The following is a 19,298-nucleotide window of genomic DNA, read 5'->3' as shown; positions in this document are numbered from 1 at the left end:
GGTGCATCAGGCAAACAATCTTGATTTTCTGAATCAGATAATATTCAGCCAGCACACGCCCAAACCACCATGATGATCAGTAATTATCACACCGTCTACATATCAAATTCCCTTTTCATGATTGGCCAGATTTATAGTAGGATAACAGGCATCAATCATTCTCTTTGCTTATGAATACGCCACTTACAACACCACCGCTGGCACCTAAAACCATAGCCATTCTTAAACAGCTTGACATACATTGCGTAGAAGATTTGCAGCAGCGTGGTGCTATTACCGCTTTTTTACAGTTTAAAAACATTAGCACCAGTAGTACTGAAAGCGTGTTATGGCAATTTATCGCTTTAGTGGAAAACCGTACCGCGCAGAGCTTTAGCGCCGAAGAGAAAACATTTTGGCGTCAACAGATAAAGCAGCATCCACCTGTAGCCCTGTTTCCGTCTGCAAAAATCATGCAATACTGGATGCAACAGGCATTACATGCAGCGCAGCAGGCACAGCTACTGAATGAAGTGCCGGTAGGTGCAGTTGTGGTATACGAAAATAATCTTATTGGTTATGGCTATAATCGCTGTATTACCGACCATAATGTCAGCCACCATGCTGAAATTCAGGCACTGGCAGCAGCCAGTAGCACGCTGGGCAATTATCGCTTACAAAACTGTGATGTATATATTACTCTGGAACCTTGTGCCATGTGTGCCAGCGCCTTAATACAGGCCAGAGTGAAAAGAGTAATTTATGGTACTGCTGAAACCAGAACCGGTGCTGCTGGCAGTGTGATTAATTTATTTGCCAACCGCCAGCTTAATACGCACACCGCAATTCTGGGCGGTGTACTGGCGGCTGAATCCAAAGAATTATTGCAGCAATTTTTCCGGCACAAACGCCAATCTATTCAAATAACAGATATATCTGCTGGCAGTACAGAGATATAAACAAGCAACTACGACATACTACAAGCATGATATACAAAAATATATTATTTAAAATAAGACATAAGTAAATCACGGCCAAAGCTGCAAATCATAATACATAACACGATAATGAATCCTTTGCGTATTAATTCACTGCCACCAACCATAGCCAGTCTGCTTCCGATTAATCCGCCTGTTAAATTGGCAGCAGCCAGTGGAATTGCCCAATGCCACACCACGTACTGATTTGGAATGAAGAAAGCCAGCGCGGCCAGATTGGTTGTCAGGTTGATGACTTTGGATGAGGCGGTTGCCGTAATGAAATCAAAGGCAAAAAAGCGCACAAATACAAAAGCCAGCAAACTGCCGGTACCGGGGCCCAAAATACCATCATAAAGGCCGATTAATGCCCCCATAAAGAGACCAAAAACATATTCGCGCCGACTAAGATGGCTCCGGCGCTGAACCTGTCCGAGATCTTTTTTGAGAAAAGTATAAACCGCCATCACAATTAAAATAACCAGAATAGACGGTTTCATCCATGCTGTGGGCAGATACACCACAATATGCGAGCCCAGATAGGAAAAAACAAACGCAAGCACAGCTGCTGGCAACAGCATTGCCCATGGTACAGGTATACGTCGAGTGTATTGTACGGCTGCTACCAGCGTACCACTGGCTGATGCAAATTTATTGACACCCATGACAATAGGCACAATGGTATGTTTTGGTAAAGCATTAAAAAGCCCGGGTATCTGCAACAGCCCGCCACCTCCTACAGCAGCATCCATCAAACCGGCACTAAAACCGATGATTAACAGCCTCCAGATATGAGCATCACTGAACCATTCCACGATTAATCCTGTCTAGCGCATGGCGCGGGTAGTAATACGTTGCATTAGTTCCTGCTGATTGCGTGGCAATCCGTCTTCACAGAAAGTCTGATACAGCACTGAGCGTACTTTATCCAGCTCATTCAGGGTGGTACCGATTACTTTCCATTGACTGTTGCGCGGCTGTATCCAGCGTTTATTGACATCATCACCAAATCCAAATACTTTCATACGTCGTGTGGGGCAATGGATGGCTTCGGCAGAGAGATTATTGATACCCTGTTTAGACTGCTGGTTCAGAATATAATGTACTGTATGGTCAGTATTAATATGAATACTGTTCAGCATTAGTTTTGGCTGGCCTGTATAAGTCTGGCTGATATAGAGATCAGCCCACTGTTCGTTACCTGTTGGATAGGCTGGCATCGGCACAGCATGTTCTTCCCATGCCTGATTTTCATCCGGGCCAATATAATGTTCGTTATACAGGGTTTCCTTGCGTGCCAGTGCCAGAGCACATACACCAAGCAGCAAAGTTGCGAACATAGTTTTGGCAATATTCATACCCAAGTCTCCGCGGCTGAATATTTTATCCAGCCATATATGTTTGGAAAAGTATTGGCACATTGTAGCCAAAATTAAAGGCTGCCTGCGATTAAAATTAAATTCGCAACAGACAGCCTGAGTAGAATATTAAAGTTTTAATGCCGCCAGTACCTGAGTCTTAACTGCTTCTACCGGCTGTGTACCATCTACTCGGATATAGTCCGGTGCCGTAGCTCCGTCCTGTTTACCATAAAAATCAATCAGTACTTCTGTCTGTTCGTGGTAAACCTGTAAGCGTTTCTTAATGGTTTCTTCCTGATCATCGTCACGCTGAATCAGTGGCTCACCCGTTTCATCATCAACACCGCTTACTTTTGGTGGATTATAGATTACATGATAAGTACGACCTGAAGCCTGATGCACACGACGGCCTGACAGGCGCTCAATAATCACATCATCCGGTACGGCAATTTCTACTACAGCATCCAGATGCACGCCGGCTTTTTCCATGGCCTCAGCCTGAGCCAGTGTGCGTGGGAAGCCATCAAACAAAAAGCCATTGGCACAATCAGGCTGAGCAATACGTTCTTTAACCAGACCAATAATAATATCATCACGCACCAAACCACCGGCATCCATAATTTTTTTGGCTTCAATACCCAGTGGCGTGCCTGCTTTAACTGCTGCACGGAGCATATCGCCGGTTGAAATCTGCGGGATATTGAACGCAGCGGTAATAAACTGTGCCTGTGTGCCTTTGCCGGCGCCAGGTGCACCCAATAATAAAATTTTCATTTCAACTCCTGAATGTGTCTATATTTTAATTTAATATACTGTAAATAATCATATTTATTTGTGTATATCCGGCCAACTGGCACGTACCCGTTCTAGATCTGCCATCGTATCAACCCCCGCCGCTGGCGCTTGGGGGGTGATCTGTACCGCGATGTTAAAACCATGCCATAACACCCGTAACTGCTCGAGCGATTCAGCCTGCTCTAGTGGGGATGGTGTCAAATCAGAATATTGGTGCAGAAATTGTACCCGATAGCCATAAATACCAATATGACGATATACCGGTATATCTTTCGGCATCATTTCGGCACCGCTGCGCATCAGCTCACGCGGCCAAGGAATGGCTGCGCGGCTGAAATACAATGCATTGTGCTGGCTGTTCAGCACTACCTTAACACAATTGGCGTCAATAAAATCTGCGTAATCAGTTAATAAGTGTGCGGCTGTAGCCATTGGGGCACAGCTTTGCTGTAGCTGTGCGGCCACTGCATTAATCAGTTCCGGTTCAATCAGGGGCTCATCACCCTGCACATTAACTACACAGTCATTTTCGGCCAAATTTAAGATGCTGGCCGCTTCAGCCAGACGTGTGGTGCCGCTTTCGTGGTCTGTGGCCGTTAATACGGCTTCAATACCATGAGCCTGACACGCAGCCTGAATATCTGCATGATCTGTGGCCACAACGACTTTACTGGCTTTACTTGAGCGGGCGCGCTCAGCCACCCGCACCACCATCGGCTTACCATGAATATCAGCTAAAGCCTTGTTTGGCAGGCGGCTGGAAGACAGGCGTGCCGGAATCAATACGACAAAATCACTCATGCGTCGGCTGTACATTCTTCGTCAGATAATTCACGCGCTTCATTTACCAGCATATAGGGAATGCCGTCTTTAACCGGATAAGCCAGCCGCGAAGCCTTACACCACAACTCCTGTTGCTGTGCATGCCATTGCAGTTTTCCCTTACATTGGGGGCATACCAGAATATCCAGATATTTTTGATCCATTTTCTGTCCTTAGTACCACAACAGTGGTAAGCGATATCTATCGTTTTTCATTCAGTCTGATGTCTGAATGAGGCATTGCCAGTTAATAATTTACACATAACATCGATGAATGACTTTACCATATATTGAAATGGCGATACAGGGTACGCTGAAATATTCGGCCTGAAGAGAAATTCCTCGCCTGCAATACCAGCCAAACCAGTCTGTACAATCCATAAATGCTGTGTGAACAATTTACAGAAATTTTACCAGTAGCCAGTGTTTATGGCATCTTTTTCATCACGATAACGTTTTTATTGTAGCAGTACTGCGCAATTGTAATCGCGACTGAATAAATTCAGCCAAATCGGGGCAGATTTGAGCCGAGAGAGGCAAAACCCAGATATTATGTTGCAAAGGCATAGTCAGCTTAACTGCATCCTTTTCGGTAATAAATATCACATCCGCCTCAGGCCAGTCTGCTGGTTTAATCACGGCATGGTCGTCCAACGCAATGGTTTGCTTCAAATCAATGCCTAAAGTTTGTAATGCCTGAAAAAAACGCTCTGGTCGGCCAATAGCAGCGATGGCCGCACAATGCCTGCCTGCAAACTCTATTGCTTGAGCAGTCTGCCGCGGCTGGTTCAGGCAATAAAAATCAGCATAATTTAATGTGCTGTAGCCACACCACTGTGTTTTTAGCATGCCAAACCGCTGTGCTCGCTGCATGGCTATTGCATCGCCCTGGCTGAATATTACGCCATCAACCAGGTGCAAACGGCCAAGTGATTCACGCAACGGGCCATTGGGTAGCAAATCCATTGTTTTACCAATATCCGCCGCTGGAAACACCACAATTTCCATATCCCGCTTGAGAGCATAATGTTGCAGGCCATCATCGCTTAGCAGAAGCTGCAAATCCGGGTGTACCTGTAATAGTGCTTTACCCGCAGCCTCGCGTGTACTGGCAACGGCAATCGGTGCCTGAGTTTGCTGAAACAGCATCAGCGGTTCATCTCCGGCTTCTGAAGCCGTAGTACGGGCATTGATAATTACCGTATCTTTGCTGGAACGCCCATGGCCGCGGCTGATGATACCAACTTTAATCTGCCGCTGCTGCAACGCCTGCACTAATGCAGCCACTAAGGGAGTTTTACCCACGCCACCAACATGAATATTGCCGATTACCACTACTGGGCAAGACAGCCGCTTACTAGGCAATAGCCCGATTCGATAAAGCCAGCGGCGCAGCATCGCTATTATCTGAAAAACCCGTGCCAGCGGCCATAACAGTATGGTCAGCCCTGTCTGTGGATGTTGCCAGTGGCGTTGTATCAAACCGGCTATCCAGCTCATAATTCTGCTCATAAACGACAAAATGGCACTATACCACGGTGTATATACAGAACTGAAACCCAGTAAAAAAGGTCGTATAATATCTACACCACAAAATCACTCGAAATAATGGTGTTTTTTATGTCTGATTTCTTTGCTCCAGCTGCATTAAGTGTCTCGGAACTTAATGCATGTGCCCGGCAATTACTCGAACAGAATCTGGTTGGTTTGTGGATAGGCGGTGAAGTTTCCAATCTTACCCGTGCCGCCAGCGGACATTATTATTTCTCTTTAAAAGATGCCCGTGCACAGGTCAGATGCGTACTATTTAAAGGCGTGGCACAGCAACTTAGCCAGCCTTTACAGGAAGGCGATGACCTTGAAGTAGCCGGAAAAATCAGTATTTACGAAGCCCGTGGTGAATTTCAAATTATCATCAATGCCGTGCGGCATAAGGGCTTGGGACAGTTATATGAAGCTTATGAGCGCCTGAAGCAACAATTAACTGCGGAAGGTTTATTTTCCCCTCAGCGTAAGCGCCTATTACCGCCCCATCCGAAAGTGGTGGGTGTGGTCACCAGTTTGGCCGCAGCAGCTTTGCGTGATGTGGTGACAACTTTACGTCGGCGTCATAGCGGCATCAGCGTGATTGTCTATCCGACTGCGGTACAGGGAGCCGGCAGTGAACAGCAGATTGCATCTGCCATTGCCACTGCCAACGAGCATGCGCAGGCAGATGTACTGATTATCTGCCGTGGTGGCGGCAGTATTGAGGATTTATGGTCTTATAATGAAGAAATTGTAGTACGGGCTGTAGCCGCCAGTACTATCCCTACCGTTAGCGGCGTTGGCCATGAAACCGATTTTACCCTGACCGATTTTGCTGCTGATGTGCGCGCACCTACTCCTACTGCGGCCGCAGAACTGGTCAGCCCGGATATGGCGCAATTGCGACGTACTGTTGCACAATGGCAAACCCGCATTCACCAATTGTTACAACAGCGCTATTACGATGCTTCACAGAAACTCGACTGGGTGGCGCGCCAGTTAAAACACCCGCAACAAAACTGGCAGCAACAGCAGCAGCAACTATCAGACTTGCAACGCCAGTTAAAGCAAAGCATGCAACGTCAGATCAGACAGCAACAGCAAAATCTGTTACAGCAACAGCGCAGCTTAAATAGCTTGCGGCCACAAACTACTCATGCGCAGCAGGCACTCGCCTACCGCAAACAGCAGTTACAGCAATTTTGGCATCATATTCTGCTGCGTGCACAGCAGCGACTACAACAGCAAGCTTCCGTGCTGGAGGCTGTTTCACCATTGCAGATTCTGGCCAGAGGCTATAGCGTAGTAACCAATCAGCGCGGACAGGTTATTAGCGATAGCAGTAAACTGAAAACCGGCCAGTATCTAAATATTCGCTTTGCTGCGGGTGAACGCCGTGTACAGGTGGCTCCGCCCAAAGTTCAGTCTGATTTATTTGATAATTAAGCTTTTGCTGATTTATATAAAGCAGCTTAAAACAAGAAGATAATTATCAAAAGGTAAAACCCATGAAGCGTGGTTTTATACGCTATTTATTCCTTTTCTCTTTTTTTTATATTTCATTCAGGAAGCGTACATGCTGTAAATATTAAAGGACTTTGAAACAATAAAATTTATTTAGATAATAGCGAAATACCATATAGTACTTTTTCAATACAGTTAACAATAAATACCGATGATACCGTAGCGGGACAGTTGTGCTCAATTGCTCATTTTGGTAATAAAATAGATTGTCATATAAAATTCAAATCCCAGCTGGCGAATAATCAAATTAAAGTTCATTTTGATAGTACTTTTGGTGGCAAAGACGGTATAGCAATCATTACTTTACAGAGGCATAATTTAAAATGGAATTTAATTACTGCGCCAAATGGAGAATATTATTTTGACAAGAAAGCCATATTGCATCCTGTAAAGCTTAAGAATTAAATAAACTTATACTGGCAGAATTAACCATGACAAAAATTTGTCTGAAATACAGCGTATTTATTGTCTTTCACTTGTTCCGCAGAAGAACTTACTCGTGATTGTTTATATACCAATAATTATGAATCAGCGAGATATACAATTAAAATAGTTTCTTGTTGTAAAGAAGGAGAATTAGATTGTGATAATGTTTATTATGAAGGAACAAAAAAGAAAGATAAATCTTTTATACAGTTGAAAGGAAAAACAACAAATGATTATTTATATATTGTTCAAGATAATTCATTAACAATATATATAAAAATAAATTATTACAAAAAGATTTATTAAATCTACTACATAATTAATTATATTATTTTTTCAAATTGAAGAACCAATAAAAATCTTCACGCAGAAAAAATCAAACTTTTCTTTCTTGTGGTTCCCGCCCGACCCAGTCACAGACAAATTGCCAAGCCACCCTGCCCGAGCGACTGCCACGACTCTGGCTCCAGTTAAGTGCAGCACGTCTGGCCATGTCATCCAAGTGTAAACCAGCTTCTTCCAGCCAGTTTTCTACTGCCTGCAAATAGGCACTCTGGTCGAATGGATAAAAGCTCAGCCACAAACCGAAGCGATCAGATAATGATACCTTTTCTTCTACCGCCTCCTGTGGATGAACTTCGCCACCACTACCAGTCTGTGCAAGGTTGTCGGCCATATATTCAGGCATCAGATGCCGACGATTGGAAGTAGCATAAACCAGTACATTGTCACAGCGCTGTGACAAGCCACCATCCAGCGTGGTTTTCAGTGCTTTATAAGCATTGTCGCCGTCTTCAAACGACAAGTCATCACAAAAAAGAATAAATTTTTCTGGCCGTTGCGCCAGCATAGTAAGCAACGCGGGTAAAGTGAGCAAATCACTTTTATCCACTTCCACCAAACGTAAGCCCTGAGCAGCATATTGATGCAATAACGCTTTAACCAATGATGATTTACCCGTACCACGCGCACCAGTCATTAATACATTGTTTGCTGGCCGGCCAGCAAGAAACTGTTCGGTATTGCGCACCAGCTGGCGTCGTTGTTCATCTACTGCGGCCAGACAGTTCAGGGCAAAAGTGTGTGGATGGGGCAGGCTTTCCAGAATGCCCTTATTACCCAGCCTATGCCAGCGATAAGCAACCGCCGTCCAGTCTGGCTCCTGAGCTAATGGTGGTAAGATGGCGTCCAGCCGCTGTAATACAGTGGCAGCCAGTTCTATCAGTTCCCTGCGTTTCATCTCTAGTTTCCTTTTGCTTAAACTCGTGGTTTTTATGCATGCTTTTGCAATAACAAAGCGTATGGCGCATTATGCACCCGATTAATAAAAGCATATTTTAATACTGCTATCTGCTGTTGGGGTAAGCTGGCAGCCCATTCATGTACTGCGTGAGCTTCAATTCTGCCCTGCTCATGCCCCGGATATAAAACCGCCGCCAGCACCCCATTAATCGCCAGATGAGCTAATCCGGCCTGAATGGCTTTCAGTGTTGTAGTGGCTGTAGTAGTACAGTTTTTGTCTGCTCCCGGTAAATAGCCCAGATTAAACATGATGGCACTAATTTCACCCTCAATATAATCATCCAGATGCTCATGTCCGGCCTCAATCAGCTCAACCCGTTCACTCATGCCTGCATTGACCAATCTTTTACTGGTTGCTTGCAATGCAGCTTTCTGGATATCAAAGGCCATTACCTTACCCTGTTCGCCAACACATGTGGCCAGAAAAAGAGTATCGTGCCCGTTACCCGCTGTGGCATCTATCACCGTATCGCCAGCCTGCACTACTTGCTGAATACTGGCATGTACAAAGTCCAGAATATTTAAAAGCATAAACCCACTACTATCTGCTAGCTGATGCAGAGCAATGTTTGATTACATTTACAAATAAATACATGTCAAGGATATCAAAATATTTCTATATTAACAAAATATCTGCGCAAACTGAGAAAACTGTTTTCTTGCCTGTACAGCGGCATCTGGGCAGATAAATACTTATATTTATTAAACCTTACATGCCCAATTCACGTAAAAAGCGAATATCGTCAGCCCAGCCGGATTTTACTTTTGCCCAAACCTTTAAAAATACTTTGGTTTCAAACAGCTTTTCCATATCCAGACGTGCTTCAGTGGAAATCTTTTTCAGTTTTTCCCCGCCTTTACCAATCAGAATACCTTTCTGGCTGTCTTTATCCACCAGAACTGCAATATAAATCTGGTATAGCCCATCCTCTTCGGCAAACTGTTCCACTTCAACGTTCATAGCATATGGCAGCTCTTCACCCAGATAGCGAAACAGCTTTTCGCGCACAATTTCCATAGCCAGAAATCGTGCCGATTTATCTGTTACCATATCTTCAGGATAAAGCGGAATTCCCTGTGGCAACATGGGTTTGAGCATATGTACCAGTTGGGCAACACCCAAACCATGCTTGGCACTCACCAGTGCCACCTTGGTAAAAGTAAAAGCCTGCTGTACTTCTTCAATAAAAGCCTGCATAACACTTTGGTCTTTTGCCTTATCCTTATCTATTTTATTAATCACCAGCACCACGGGAATACGCTGCGGTAATTGCTGCAATACTTCGCGATCCGCATCAGAAAAGCGTAATGCCTCAATCACAAAAACAATTACATCCACACCGGCTACTGCTTCAGTCACATTCTGATTCAAACGGTCATTCAGTGCATTACGGTGATAAGTCTGAAAGCCCGGCGTATCAACAAATATTAATTGCGCTTCATTATCGGTATAAATACCATTAACTCTATGGCGGGTAGTCTGAGCTTTTTTACTGGTAATACTGATTTTCTGACCAATAAGATGATTCATTAATGTAGATTTTCCCACATTCGGGCGGCCGACAATGGCAACAAACCCACAGCGAAAATTATCTGACGGGGATGGATAATTGTGACTGGGCACTTCAGACATACGTTCTTTCTAAAAGGTACAAAATAACCACAGCGTGGCTAAAAATAAACTGGAGCATTCCAAAATATGGAATTTAACAAGGCAAAAAAGTCACCAATTCAACGTTGCAAAAACAGATTATAGGCTATGAATCTGCATAGTTAAAAATAGAAACTAGTGTATTCCTGAATAATTGCTTATTCTGCAAGTTTTCTTTACCCATTTTATACCGTATTGTTGCATCATCAGCACATCAGCATTGCCGACGTGCTACACATAAGGCTTAGAGCAAATTACATTTTACAAATTAGACTCTTACAACTTGACTAATCAATATTTTCAAATAGTTTATGGACAATAAACGGATGAAGTATTGAAACAGGCAGCATATATAAACGCCCCCAAAAATTATGATTTCTTACTGATGCAACCAGATAAAGCATGTTTTTACTAGAATTAGAAGTATTCTCAGTAATCCGCAAGCATAGGCAAACGTCCAAATGCGAATCTTTCACAATCAAAGTAAGCTTATCCGCAGTGTCTTCAGTTATGGTAAAAAAATGAGCTGTATTTATCTGGCCGGATTTATACTTGTCCTCATCCAGATTAGTAAACCCTTGTATAGCCCGCACGCCTGCCGGTTTGACAACTATATCCCTAAGATTAAATAACATCCTCAACCATTCAGGCTGATGGGATGTCATCATTTTATAAGCCTCATATGCCGTAATATTTTTACAGATTTCTTTCTTTTGGCAATCCAGATAATCTAATTTTTCTGCAACCAGAGTGACATTACCAGGTAGCTCAGCCAGCGTTTTGGAAATTGCCTTTTGCCTGTTAATCATTTTTTTCCTTATCGATATAAATGCTTAAGTAATCTGAGTGCTTTTACAGGGAGTACCGATTTTCCAGTGAATTGGATGATATTTGCCCATACTGGAATACTTGACACTGGCTAATCAACAGCTCAATTTTCGTTATTGAATAATTGATTTTTTAACAGGAGTATACCTTTTCTCTAGCTTATTCCAATGATATATCATAGATACCTTTTTTGCGTTACCCTTTTCCGGCCACAGAATATCTTTCATTCCTGAATGAGACGTTGACAGAATTCTAATAATATAAACATTTTCATGAAGTTCATGGTCACGTGTACCATCTTCATGCCAGTCTCCTGCATAATTAGCAAAGTGATACGTCGGTGCATTGAAAACTGGCAGTAATTCACCATTAATCACAGCAAATAATGTTACCGATTCATCAAAAGCTCCTCCGCCTGCATAGCCTGTAGATGTATTATGCCGTACACCAAAAGCTAATACATCCGAGCTTAATCGATATGGAGCAAAATCATAACGCCTCGGATTTCCAATAACCTGCTCACCTGAATCATTATTCAGAAGAAAGCCACTGTTTTCCAGATCAGTGCCGCTTTCAATCCATGGCTTAGCCATCAATGAGAAGCCTTTTATCTGATCAAAATGCAACACAGCGATGATTGTTTTACCTTTTTCCAAATAATGACAGTGATCGTTATCATCTTTCTGAATACTTGAACAGGCTATAAAAATATAGGTATCAGGTTGACTTGGCCATGCCTTAATGCCCGCAAAATGCCAGTTTTCCTCACCTGCCTTCTTCGCATCGACTAAAGCCAGAATTTTTTTAAATTCATCTGATTTTGAAAAAAAATCACGGCCAAGATAATCAACTGGCTTTACACCCCCCAGCTCCTCTGCAACAAATTCCCGACCAGCGGAATGGTTAATATTGGGATAGACTTCGTCAAGAGAATACACTGTTTTTGCCCATATACTATGGCTTAGTAACAGGGCAAGAAACCATAAAAATCTCATCTGTATACCGATTATGGTTGATAATTTATTTTTTTCGGATTTTTGCTGACGGAAAATTCTTTTCTAACCAAGCCAGAGCAGTCTGTGCCGTTTGCTGTTCTGCTTCACGTCGGCTATGTCCGGCAGCCTCAGTCTGAAAACCAGTTTCCCCCAAATCACATTGCACAACAAACTGCTGATCATGCACATCACCAATCTGATCTACAATTCTGTATTTGGGCAATGGCATATGCCTTGCCTGTAGGGCTTCCTGTAACCGTGTTTTTGCATCCTTACCACTATTCTGCGGATTGATATGCCGGATTCGTTCTGCATATAAACGGCGTACCACAGCTTCGGCTGTATTGAAATCAGCATCAAAACTCACAGCGGCAAACAATGCTTCCATTGCATCTGCCAATGTGGACGGACGCCTAAAGCCGCCGCTTTTCAATTCGCCGCTCCCCAGCAACAGAGCATCACCTACTTTTAATTCAGTTGCAATTTGTGCCAGTGTTTCCTGATTCACCAGATTAGCACGCATTCTGGACAGTTCACCTTCTGTCAGGCGTGGAAACGCCTCAAACAGCATTTTGGCTACAGAATAATTCAAAATTGAGTCACCAATAAACTCAAACCGCTCATTGTGTAACGCGCTGTAACTGCGATGAGTCAATGCCTGTTGCAATAATTTTGATTGCTTAAAGTGATAGCCAAACATTTTTTGAACATAACCCAAAGCATTTTCATGCCGTACATCAGTTTTTTTCATTTAACCTTCTTTAATAATGAATTAATTATCTTTCAGGCAAGACTCTTTAATCAATCTGTGCTATCAGAATCAATATAGCATTGCCGCATAGACAAAGCGCAAGACTGAATCTTGCGCTTGAAATCAGACATTACTGAATTTTGGTGCCGATTCGTTTCATATCACCCATATTCAGCCATATCAGAAACGCTTTGCCTACAACCAGCCTGTCATCTACAAAGCCCCAGTAGCGACTGTCTTCACTGTTATCGCGGTTGTCACCCATCATGAAGTATTTTCCAGCCGGAACTGTACAACTGAATCCACTGCCATCTGGATAATAGGTACACAACTCACGATTGGGGAAAGACCGTACACCTTGAAGAATAACTGAAGGCTGTTGTGGCATTTTTAACACTTCAACCGATTTATTATCAAGCTGTTCAGTCACTTGCTGAGCCTGAATTGGCATTGTGCCAAAATTGGGTACCTGCTCTGCATAGTTGTATAGCTTCTGCTCATCAATATCGTTGACTACCTTACCATTGATTGTCAGCGTTTTATCCTTATAAGTGACAACATCACCCGGTAAACCAATCACCCGTTTGATATAGTTTATCCGTGTATCTTCTGGATAATTGAATACCATCACATCACCGCGCTCAACTTTGCTTACCGGAATCAGTACATTATTCAGAATCGGCAGGCGAATACCATACACAAATTTATTCACCAGAATAAAATCACCGGAGATCAAACCCGGGCGCATTGAGCTGGATGGAATCTGAAAAGGTTCTGCCACAAAAGTACGCAGTATAAACACCAGCAGAATGATAGGGAAAAAACCACTCATATAATCGGTAAAGTGATTATCGTCCATCTGGCTGGGATTCTTTTTCTGCCGGCGCCGGTGTACAAACCAGGCGATACCGGTGAACAGCACAAATAGTAACAATACTGCGGTAAAACTTATCTGTGTTGATAACAGGCCAAAAGCACCGACCAGCATCAGCAGATAGCCCCATTGCAATGCGCCACTCCATTCACCATTTTCCTCACGCACTTTTGCGCTCTTGAAAAACAGCAGAATACCCAGTACCAGAAGTACTGCTGCACCTATAATCATCGTATTCGACATGTATTAATCTCCAACCTGCAAAATCGCCAGAAAGGCAGTTTGCGGAATTTCCACATTGCCTACCTGTTTCATGCGTTTTTTACCGGCTTTCTGTTTTTCCAGTAATTTTTTCTTGCGGGTAATATCACCGCCATAACATTTAGCCAGCACATTCTTGCGCAGCGCCTTAACATTTTCGCGGGCGATAATCTTACCGCCTATTGCCGCCTGTACAGCAATATCAAACATCTGACGGGGAATCAGTTCACGCATTTTTGCTACCAGTTCCCGGCCGCGATGAACTGAATTACTGCGATGCACAATCAGACTTAGCGCATCAACCTTTTCACTATTCACCAGAATATCCAGTTTCACCAAATCCGCAGCTCTGAATTCAAGGAATTCATAATCCAGTGAAGCATAACCGCGCGAAGTAGATTTCAGTTTGTCGAAGAAATCCATTACCACTTCATTCATCGGCATATCATAAGTCAGCATTACCTGCCGCCCCATATACTGCATATTTTTCTGTACGCCGCGTTTCTGGTTGCATAGTGTCATTACTGCACCTACATATTCCTGCGGCAGCAATATAGTTGCAGTGATAATGGGTTCATAAATCGCATCAAGCGTACCGATGTCCGGCAGTTTGGATGGATTCTCAATTTCAATGCGTTCGCCACTTTTCAGCAACACTTCATATACCACTGTCGGCGCAGTGGTAATCAAATCCATGTCAAATTCGCGTTCTAGTCTTTCCTGCACAATTTCCAGATGCAACAGGCCGAGAAAGCCACAGCGAAAACCAAAACCCAGCGCTTGAGAAACCTCCGGCTCAAATTTCAGCGCCGCATCATTAAGCTGTAATTTTTCCAGCGCTTCGCGTAGCGCATCATAATCGTGGCTTTCTACCGGATAGAGACCAGCAAACACCTGTGGCTGCACCTCTTTGAAGCCGGGTAAAGGTTCACTGGCCGGTTCACGTGCCAAAGTAATGGTATCACCCACTTTAGCCGACCCCAATTCTTTGACCCCAGTGATCAGAAAGCCTACATCACCCGCTTTTAACTCCTGTTTCTGCACAGATTTCGGGGTAAATACGCCTAGCTGTTCGACCTGCGTTTCAGCACCCGTGGCCATGAAGCGGACTTTATCTTTCAGGCGCACGGTACCATCCACCATGCGTATCAGCATCACCACGCCAACATAATTATCAAACCATGAGTCAATAATTAATGCTTTTAATGGTGCATCAGCCTTTCCAGTAGGCGCGGGTACTTTCTTGACAATTTCTTCCAGTACATCTTCAATACCGATACCACTTTTAGCCGAGCAGCGCACAGCTTCCATGGCTTCAATGCCAATAATATCTTCTATTTCTTCGATTACCCGCTCTGGTTCCGCTGCCGGTAAATCAATCTTGTTCAGTACCGGCAGTACCTCTACGCCCAGATCTATTGCAGTGTAGCAATTGGCTACAGTTTGTGCTTCTACACCCTGCGAAGCATCCACCACAAGCAATGCACCTTCACAGGCCGACAGTGAACGCGATACTTCATAAGAGAAGTCTACATGTCCCGGGGTATCAATCAGATTGAGCTGATAAATCTGCCCATCACGCGCCTTATACTGCAAGGCTGCTGTTTGTGCCTTGATGGTAATGCCGCGTTCTTTTTCAATGTCCATGGAATCGAGTACCTGAGCACTCATTTCCCGATTTTCAAGACCACCACAATACTGAATGAAACGATCAGCCAGTGTAGACTTCCCATGGTCAATATGGGCGATAATGGAGAAATTGCGTATATTGTTCATGCAAGCCAATGATTAGTTAATTCAATCAATAGTATCCCAGTATCTTAATACCCGATACCGGAAAACCAGAAATAACTGCTTATTTTAACGGAATGTGCCCAAGTGCGCCGAAGAATTTATAGCAAACAAAAAATTTTTTTATATTAACAAATAAATCAGAATCAATTCACATCAATATCATCTATTTGCTCTTTAACGCCAAACAGACTATATCATTGACATAAATAACCATTATCATTTATTCTGCAAGACGCATTCCAATTAATGCTGAGCTTTAGTTATATGACTATAACTTTATTAAAAAGAATCACTAAATATACCTTTTATAGCATAATAGCCATCATTATTTTTCTGATACTTCTTTATCATTGGGTAAGCAAACAGGCTGCACCTTATACATTCACAGACAGCAATCAACTCAGTCCTCGCACTGTAGGTCTTATATTAGGTACGGCAAAATATCTGCGCAATGGCAAACTAAATCCTTTTTACCAATATCGTATTGAAGGCGCTGTCAAACTTTACCAACAGGGAAAAATTAAACATTTGCTTTTGAGTGGAGACCACTCCCGCAAAAACTACAATGAACCAGAAACTATGCAGCAAGACTTGATTCGAGCAGGTATTCCAGCTTCATCCATGACACTGGATTATGGTGGGTTAAGGACTTTAGACTCTATCCTTCGAGCCGAAAAAATTTTTCAGGTAAACAGTTTTACCATTATTACGCAAAGTTTTCATTGTGACCGCGCCATACTTATTTCCCGAAAACATCAACTAGATGCGCAATGCTATGCAGTAGCCGCTCCAACCGGCAAGAATTATGCAAAAGTAATATTCCGTGAAATCTTAGCACGAGTCAAAGCTGTTAGTGATCTATATATCAAACACAAACAACCCAAATTTTTAGGCAAGCCTGAACCAATATTTTCCTCTGCACAACACTAGCCGACTACTCTGAAAACACCGATAATATAAGCTCGCAGGCGATAACAATACTTTCAACCAGCAAGATATATATTCGACATCGAAAATCAGCTACAAAAAGAATACAATATACCTAATTTAAATTAGTGGCTCATATGAAAGTGGTTTCATGCTTAAAATTAGTACCCAGTTTGATGGCGGCAATATTGAAATTGTAGATGCTCAAAATCCTGACAATATTCAACTGAGATTACCAAAAGACAACGCAGCCAATATTCGTCAATGGTTTTATTTCCGCGTTCAGGGTGTAGCCTACCAGAATCTTCAGCTACACTTTATCAATGCTGCTGAATCTGCCTACCCAGCCGGCTGGGAAGATTATGAGGCAATGTGTTCTTATGATCGCGTCAACTGGTTTCGCGTTCCTACTACTTACGAAAACGGAATACTCAGTATTAATCACACACCATTGGCAAACAGTGTTTATTACGCTTATTTTGAACCGTATTCCTATGAACAGCACCTTAATTTACTTGGCGATTCGCAAAGTAGCGGACTGTGCCAGATAGAAGACTTAGGCAGTACACTGCAAGGACGCGATATTAATTTATTAACTATCGGTAATCAGGCAGCCAGTGATCTGAAAATATGGATTATTGCACGCCAGCATCCGGGCGAAACCATGGCAGAATGGTTTATCGAAGGATTACTCAATCGTTTGCTTGATCATCAGGATTCAACTGCTCGCGCACTATTGGATCAAGCCACTTTTTATATCGTTCCTAATATGAATCCAGACGGTTCTGCATTAGGAAATCTGCGCACTAATGCAGCCGGTGCTAATTTAAATCGTGAATGGTTACAGCCCAGCATGGAGCGCAGCCCAGAGGTTTTGGTAGTTCGTCAAAAAATGCATGAAACCGGCGTCGATTTATTTCTGGATATTCATGGAGATGAATCTATTCCCTATGTATTTCTTTCCGGCAATGAGGGCATACCCTCTTTTGATGAGCGTCTGCATACATTACAGGAACAGTTCAAACATGCCTTTCTGATGGCCAGCCCAGATTTTCAGGATAAATATGGTTATGAAAAACATGCACCGGGCGAGGCAAATCTGAATATGGCTACATCTTATATTGGTGAAACTTTTAAATGTTTAGCCTACACCCTGGAAATGCCATTTAAGGATAACCATCAGTGGCCAGACGATGACTTTGGCTGGAACGGACAGCGTTCTCTGCGTCTGGGTGAAGCAATTCTAAGCCCGATCTATGCGATGCTTGATAGTTTGCGTTAATTTCCACATGTTGTATCCTAAGCTTGAACATGTTTCAGGCTTTTTTTGTATTTTTTAGTAAAATCAAATGATTAAAAATTACATGCGCAGCATAATAAAGCTGGGTTATTTGTAATCATGTTGTCTATATTCATTATCAATGCTTAGGAAACAATCATGAAAAAAAGCATACTTGTGTACAGCATCATCAGTGTTCTTTCTCTGGCCGCCTGTTCACGGGATGATTCAACCTCATCACCGCAATTAAGCTGTAATAGTGAACAGTTACGCAACCAGATTCAGCAAACCCTGCAAACCGGTATTGATAACAATGCGCGCCAGTTTGCCCAAAATGACAGCCGCCAGTTTGTGGATGCTGAAAAAGTAATCGGTGCCAGCCATGAACTGAATATTGCTTTATCAGATGGTAAGTTAGATAAGGACAGTAATGGTAATCCAATTTGCAGCAGTGAATTAAAGATTACGGTACCGGCCAATATCTGGCAGCAAATTCAAACTAATGCACCGCTGTTATTTGGTAAATCAGATTTCATTGCACATCTGAATCAGCAGTTGCAGGGCAATGAAGTTACTCTACATGACAGTGTTTTCACCAAGCCTGTTAAATATGCTCCCGTTGCCAGCAATACCAATGCGGCTTCAGCTACCAGTGCTGCCAGCAATTTCGATCAGGCAGGTATTCAAACATTAGGTACCGTTTTAGGTAATGCTCTGCTGCCGTATGGTATCAAAGATACAGTAGTCATTGCCGGCCATACCTACAATCGCGCTGATGCCATTACTCTGATTACCAATCCTAATGCAAAAGTTTCGCCTATAGACCAGTTAAGTCCGACTGCGCAAATGGCCAGTGCCATTCTTAACGGCCATATACCTGCTATAAACAGCAACAATCAAGCCGATAGCAGCAATAATGCAGGCAAAATTTCAGAAAACAGCAGTAAACCAACCGAGATTACGGCTAATCAATTGCAACTGGCTCGGGATAATAACCGCAACGCCAACAGTGTTATTAATACTCACTGGCGTAATCTTGATGATACTGTACGCAAAACGTTACAGCAGGAAGAACAGAAATGGATAGCTCGCAAGAACAGTCAATGTCAGGAAAAAGCTGCTAAAGCAGACACACCGACTCATGCAGAATTTCTACGGCTGGAATGTGACACACAGATGACTAATGAACGCATTAAGTATCTGAGTGGCTACGCATTACATTAATC

The 19,298-nt window shown here is 43.1% G+C and carries 19 protein-coding genes; 5 read left to right on the top strand and 14 right to left on the bottom strand.

Features of this window, described 5'->3' with window-relative positions:
- Positions 1-170 precede the first annotated feature (170 nt).
- Positions 171-938, top strand: a complete 768-nt coding sequence (tadA, locus tag BGI33_RS00920) for a tRNA adenosine(34) deaminase TadA (protein ID WP_100089512.1) — start codon at positions 171-173, stop codon at positions 936-938.
- Between the two features lie 44 nt (positions 939-982).
- Here tadA and BGI33_RS00915 read toward each other — a convergent pair whose 3' ends face one another.
- From BGI33_RS00915 to lpxK, 6 genes are all read right to left on the bottom strand, one after another.
- A complete protein-coding gene (locus BGI33_RS00915) occupies positions 983-1,771 on the bottom strand; it encodes a sulfite exporter TauE/SafE family protein (protein WP_257378913.1) in 789 nt (262 codons plus the stop codon).
- A gap of 12 nt (positions 1,772-1,783) precedes the next feature.
- Positions 1,784-2,314, bottom strand: a complete 531-nt coding sequence (locus BGI33_RS00910) for a CNP1-like family protein (protein ID WP_180296947.1) — start codon at positions 2,312-2,314, stop codon at positions 1,784-1,786.
- A gap of 129 nt (positions 2,315-2,443) precedes the next feature.
- Entirely contained in the window at positions 2,444-3,091 is a 648-nt protein-coding gene (gene adk / locus BGI33_RS00905; RefSeq protein ID WP_100089510.1) for an adenylate kinase, read from the bottom strand.
- Between the two features lie 54 nt (positions 3,092-3,145).
- Positions 3,146-3,913: a 3-deoxy-manno-octulosonate cytidylyltransferase gene (gene kdsB, locus BGI33_RS00900; RefSeq protein WP_100089509.1), complete on the bottom strand. Its 768-nt coding sequence runs from the start codon at positions 3,911-3,913 to the stop codon at positions 3,146-3,148.
- Positions 3,910-4,098 carry a Trm112 family protein gene (locus BGI33_RS00895; protein WP_100089508.1) on the bottom strand — a complete coding sequence of 63 codons (189 nt, stop codon included), beginning with the start codon at positions 4,096-4,098 and terminating at the stop codon, positions 3,910-3,912. The genes kdsB and BGI33_RS00895 overlap by 4 nt, the downstream gene beginning before the upstream one ends.
- A 279-nt stretch (positions 4,099-4,377) precedes the next feature.
- Positions 4,378-5,433 carry a tetraacyldisaccharide 4'-kinase gene (lpxK, locus tag BGI33_RS00890; RefSeq protein WP_100089507.1) on the bottom strand — a complete coding sequence of 352 codons (1,056 nt, stop codon included), beginning with the start codon at positions 5,431-5,433 and terminating at the stop codon, positions 4,378-4,380.
- 120 nt (positions 5,434-5,553) lie between these two features.
- On the opposite strand from lpxK, the gene xseA reads away from it, so the two are divergent.
- Positions 5,554-6,906: an exodeoxyribonuclease VII large subunit gene (xseA, locus tag BGI33_RS00885; protein ID WP_100089506.1), complete on the top strand. Its 1,353-nt coding sequence runs from the start codon at positions 5,554-5,556 to the stop codon at positions 6,904-6,906.
- Between the two features lie 880 nt (positions 6,907-7,786).
- Here xseA and BGI33_RS00875 read toward each other — a convergent pair.
- The 8 genes from BGI33_RS00875 to lepA form a co-directional block, all read right to left on the bottom strand.
- On the bottom strand, positions 7,787-8,650 hold the full coding sequence (locus BGI33_RS00875; protein ID WP_100089504.1) for an ATP-binding protein: 864 nt from the start codon (positions 8,648-8,650) through the stop codon (positions 7,787-7,789).
- A 32-nt stretch (positions 8,651-8,682) separates the two neighbouring features.
- On the bottom strand, positions 8,683-9,243 hold the full coding sequence (locus BGI33_RS00870) for a class I SAM-dependent methyltransferase (protein ID WP_100089503.1): 561 nt from the start codon (positions 9,241-9,243) through the stop codon (positions 8,683-8,685).
- Positions 9,244-9,421: 178 nt separating this feature from the next.
- On the bottom strand, positions 9,422-10,345 hold the full coding sequence (gene era, locus BGI33_RS00865) for a GTPase Era (protein WP_100089502.1): 924 nt from the start codon (positions 10,343-10,345) through the stop codon (positions 9,422-9,424).
- A gap of 305 nt (positions 10,346-10,650) precedes the next feature.
- Complete coding sequence (locus BGI33_RS00860; RefSeq protein WP_100089501.1) at positions 10,651-11,172, bottom strand: DUF2867 domain-containing protein; 522 nt, start codon at positions 11,170-11,172, stop codon at positions 10,651-10,653.
- A gap of 132 nt (positions 11,173-11,304) precedes the next feature.
- Positions 11,305-12,186, bottom strand: a complete 882-nt coding sequence (locus tag BGI33_RS00855) for a hypothetical protein (RefSeq protein WP_144235320.1) — start codon at positions 12,184-12,186, stop codon at positions 11,305-11,307.
- A 25-nt stretch (positions 12,187-12,211) separates the two neighbouring features.
- Positions 12,212-12,937, bottom strand: coding sequence for a ribonuclease III (rnc, locus tag BGI33_RS00850; RefSeq protein WP_100089499.1), 726 nt, complete (start codon positions 12,935-12,937; stop codon positions 12,212-12,214).
- A 130-nt stretch (positions 12,938-13,067) separates the two neighbouring features.
- Positions 13,068-14,054, bottom strand: a complete 987-nt coding sequence (lepB, locus tag BGI33_RS00845) for a signal peptidase I (RefSeq protein ID WP_100089498.1) — start codon at positions 14,052-14,054, stop codon at positions 13,068-13,070.
- 3 nt (positions 14,055-14,057) lie between these two features.
- Positions 14,058-15,848: a translation elongation factor 4 gene (lepA, locus tag BGI33_RS00840; RefSeq protein ID WP_100089497.1), complete on the bottom strand. Its 1,791-nt coding sequence runs from the start codon at positions 15,846-15,848 to the stop codon at positions 14,058-14,060.
- A 282-nt stretch (positions 15,849-16,130) separates the two neighbouring features.
- On the opposite strand from lepA, the gene BGI33_RS00835 reads away from it, so the two are divergent.
- From BGI33_RS00835 to BGI33_RS00825, 3 genes are all read left to right on the top strand, one after another.
- Positions 16,131-16,796 carry a SanA/YdcF family protein gene (locus tag BGI33_RS00835; protein WP_100089496.1) on the top strand — a complete coding sequence of 222 codons (666 nt, stop codon included), beginning with the start codon at positions 16,131-16,133 and terminating at the stop codon, positions 16,794-16,796.
- Positions 16,797-16,944: 148 nt separating this feature from the next.
- Positions 16,945-18,075 carry a M14 family metallopeptidase gene (locus BGI33_RS00830; protein ID WP_100089495.1) on the top strand — a complete coding sequence of 377 codons (1,131 nt, stop codon included), beginning with the start codon at positions 16,945-16,947 and terminating at the stop codon, positions 18,073-18,075.
- 156 nt (positions 18,076-18,231) lie between these two features.
- Positions 18,232-19,296, top strand: a complete 1,065-nt coding sequence (locus BGI33_RS00825) for a lysozyme inhibitor LprI family protein (protein WP_100089494.1) — start codon at positions 18,232-18,234, stop codon at positions 19,294-19,296.
- The last annotated feature ends 2 nt before the right edge of the window (positions 19,297-19,298 follow it).

The organism is Snodgrassella alvi (assembly GCF_002777425.1).
In the GTDB taxonomy this organism is placed as follows: domain Bacteria; phylum Pseudomonadota; class Gammaproteobacteria; order Burkholderiales; family Neisseriaceae; genus Snodgrassella; species Snodgrassella alvi_B.
This window is presented reverse-complemented; position numbering and strand designations above follow the sequence as displayed.

Coding starts and splice junctions, on each gene's coding strand:
- tadA (WP_100089512.1), top strand. CDS start 171: ATGAATACGCCACTTACAACACCACCGCTGGCACCTAAAACCATAGCC.
- BGI33_RS00910 (WP_180296947.1), bottom strand. CDS start 2,314: ATGAATATTGCCAAAACTATGTTCGCAACTTTGCTGCTTGGTGTATGT.
- adk (WP_100089510.1), bottom strand. CDS start 3,091: ATGAAAATTTTATTATTGGGTGCACCTGGCGCCGGCAAAGGCACACAG.
- kdsB (WP_100089509.1), bottom strand. CDS start 3,913: ATGAGTGATTTTGTCGTATTGATTCCGGCACGCCTGTCTTCCAGCCGC.
- BGI33_RS00895 (WP_100089508.1), bottom strand. CDS start 4,098: ATGGATCAAAAATATCTGGATATTCTGGTATGCCCCCAATGTAAGGGA.
- lpxK (WP_100089507.1), bottom strand. CDS start 5,433: ATGAGCTGGATAGCCGGTTTGATACAACGCCACTGGCAACATCCACAG.
- xseA (WP_100089506.1), top strand. CDS start 5,554: ATGTCTGATTTCTTTGCTCCAGCTGCATTAAGTGTCTCGGAACTTAAT.
- BGI33_RS00875 (WP_100089504.1), bottom strand. CDS start 8,650: ATGAAACGCAGGGAACTGATAGAACTGGCTGCCACTGTATTACAGCGG.
- BGI33_RS00870 (WP_100089503.1), bottom strand. CDS start 9,243: ATGCTTTTAAATATTCTGGACTTTGTACATGCCAGTATTCAGCAAGTA.
- era (WP_100089502.1), bottom strand. CDS start 10,345: ATGTCTGAAGTGCCCAGTCACAATTATCCATCCCCGTCAGATAATTTT.
- BGI33_RS00860 (WP_100089501.1), bottom strand. CDS start 11,172: ATGATTAACAGGCAAAAGGCAATTTCCAAAACGCTGGCTGAGCTACCT.
- BGI33_RS00855 (WP_144235320.1), bottom strand. CDS start 12,186: ATGAGATTTTTATGGTTTCTTGCCCTGTTACTAAGCCATAGTATATGG.
- rnc (WP_100089499.1), bottom strand. CDS start 12,937: ATGAAAAAAACTGATGTACGGCATGAAAATGCTTTGGGTTATGTTCAA.
- lepB (WP_100089498.1), bottom strand. CDS start 14,054: ATGTCGAATACGATGATTATAGGTGCAGCAGTACTTCTGGTACTGGGT.
- lepA (WP_100089497.1), bottom strand. CDS start 15,848: ATGAACAATATACGCAATTTCTCCATTATCGCCCATATTGACCATGGG.
- BGI33_RS00835 (WP_100089496.1), top strand. CDS start 16,131: ATGACTATAACTTTATTAAAAAGAATCACTAAATATACCTTTTATAGC.
- BGI33_RS00830 (WP_100089495.1), top strand. CDS start 16,945: ATGCTTAAAATTAGTACCCAGTTTGATGGCGGCAATATTGAAATTGTA.
- BGI33_RS00825 (WP_100089494.1), top strand. CDS start 18,232: ATGAAAAAAAGCATACTTGTGTACAGCATCATCAGTGTTCTTTCTCTG.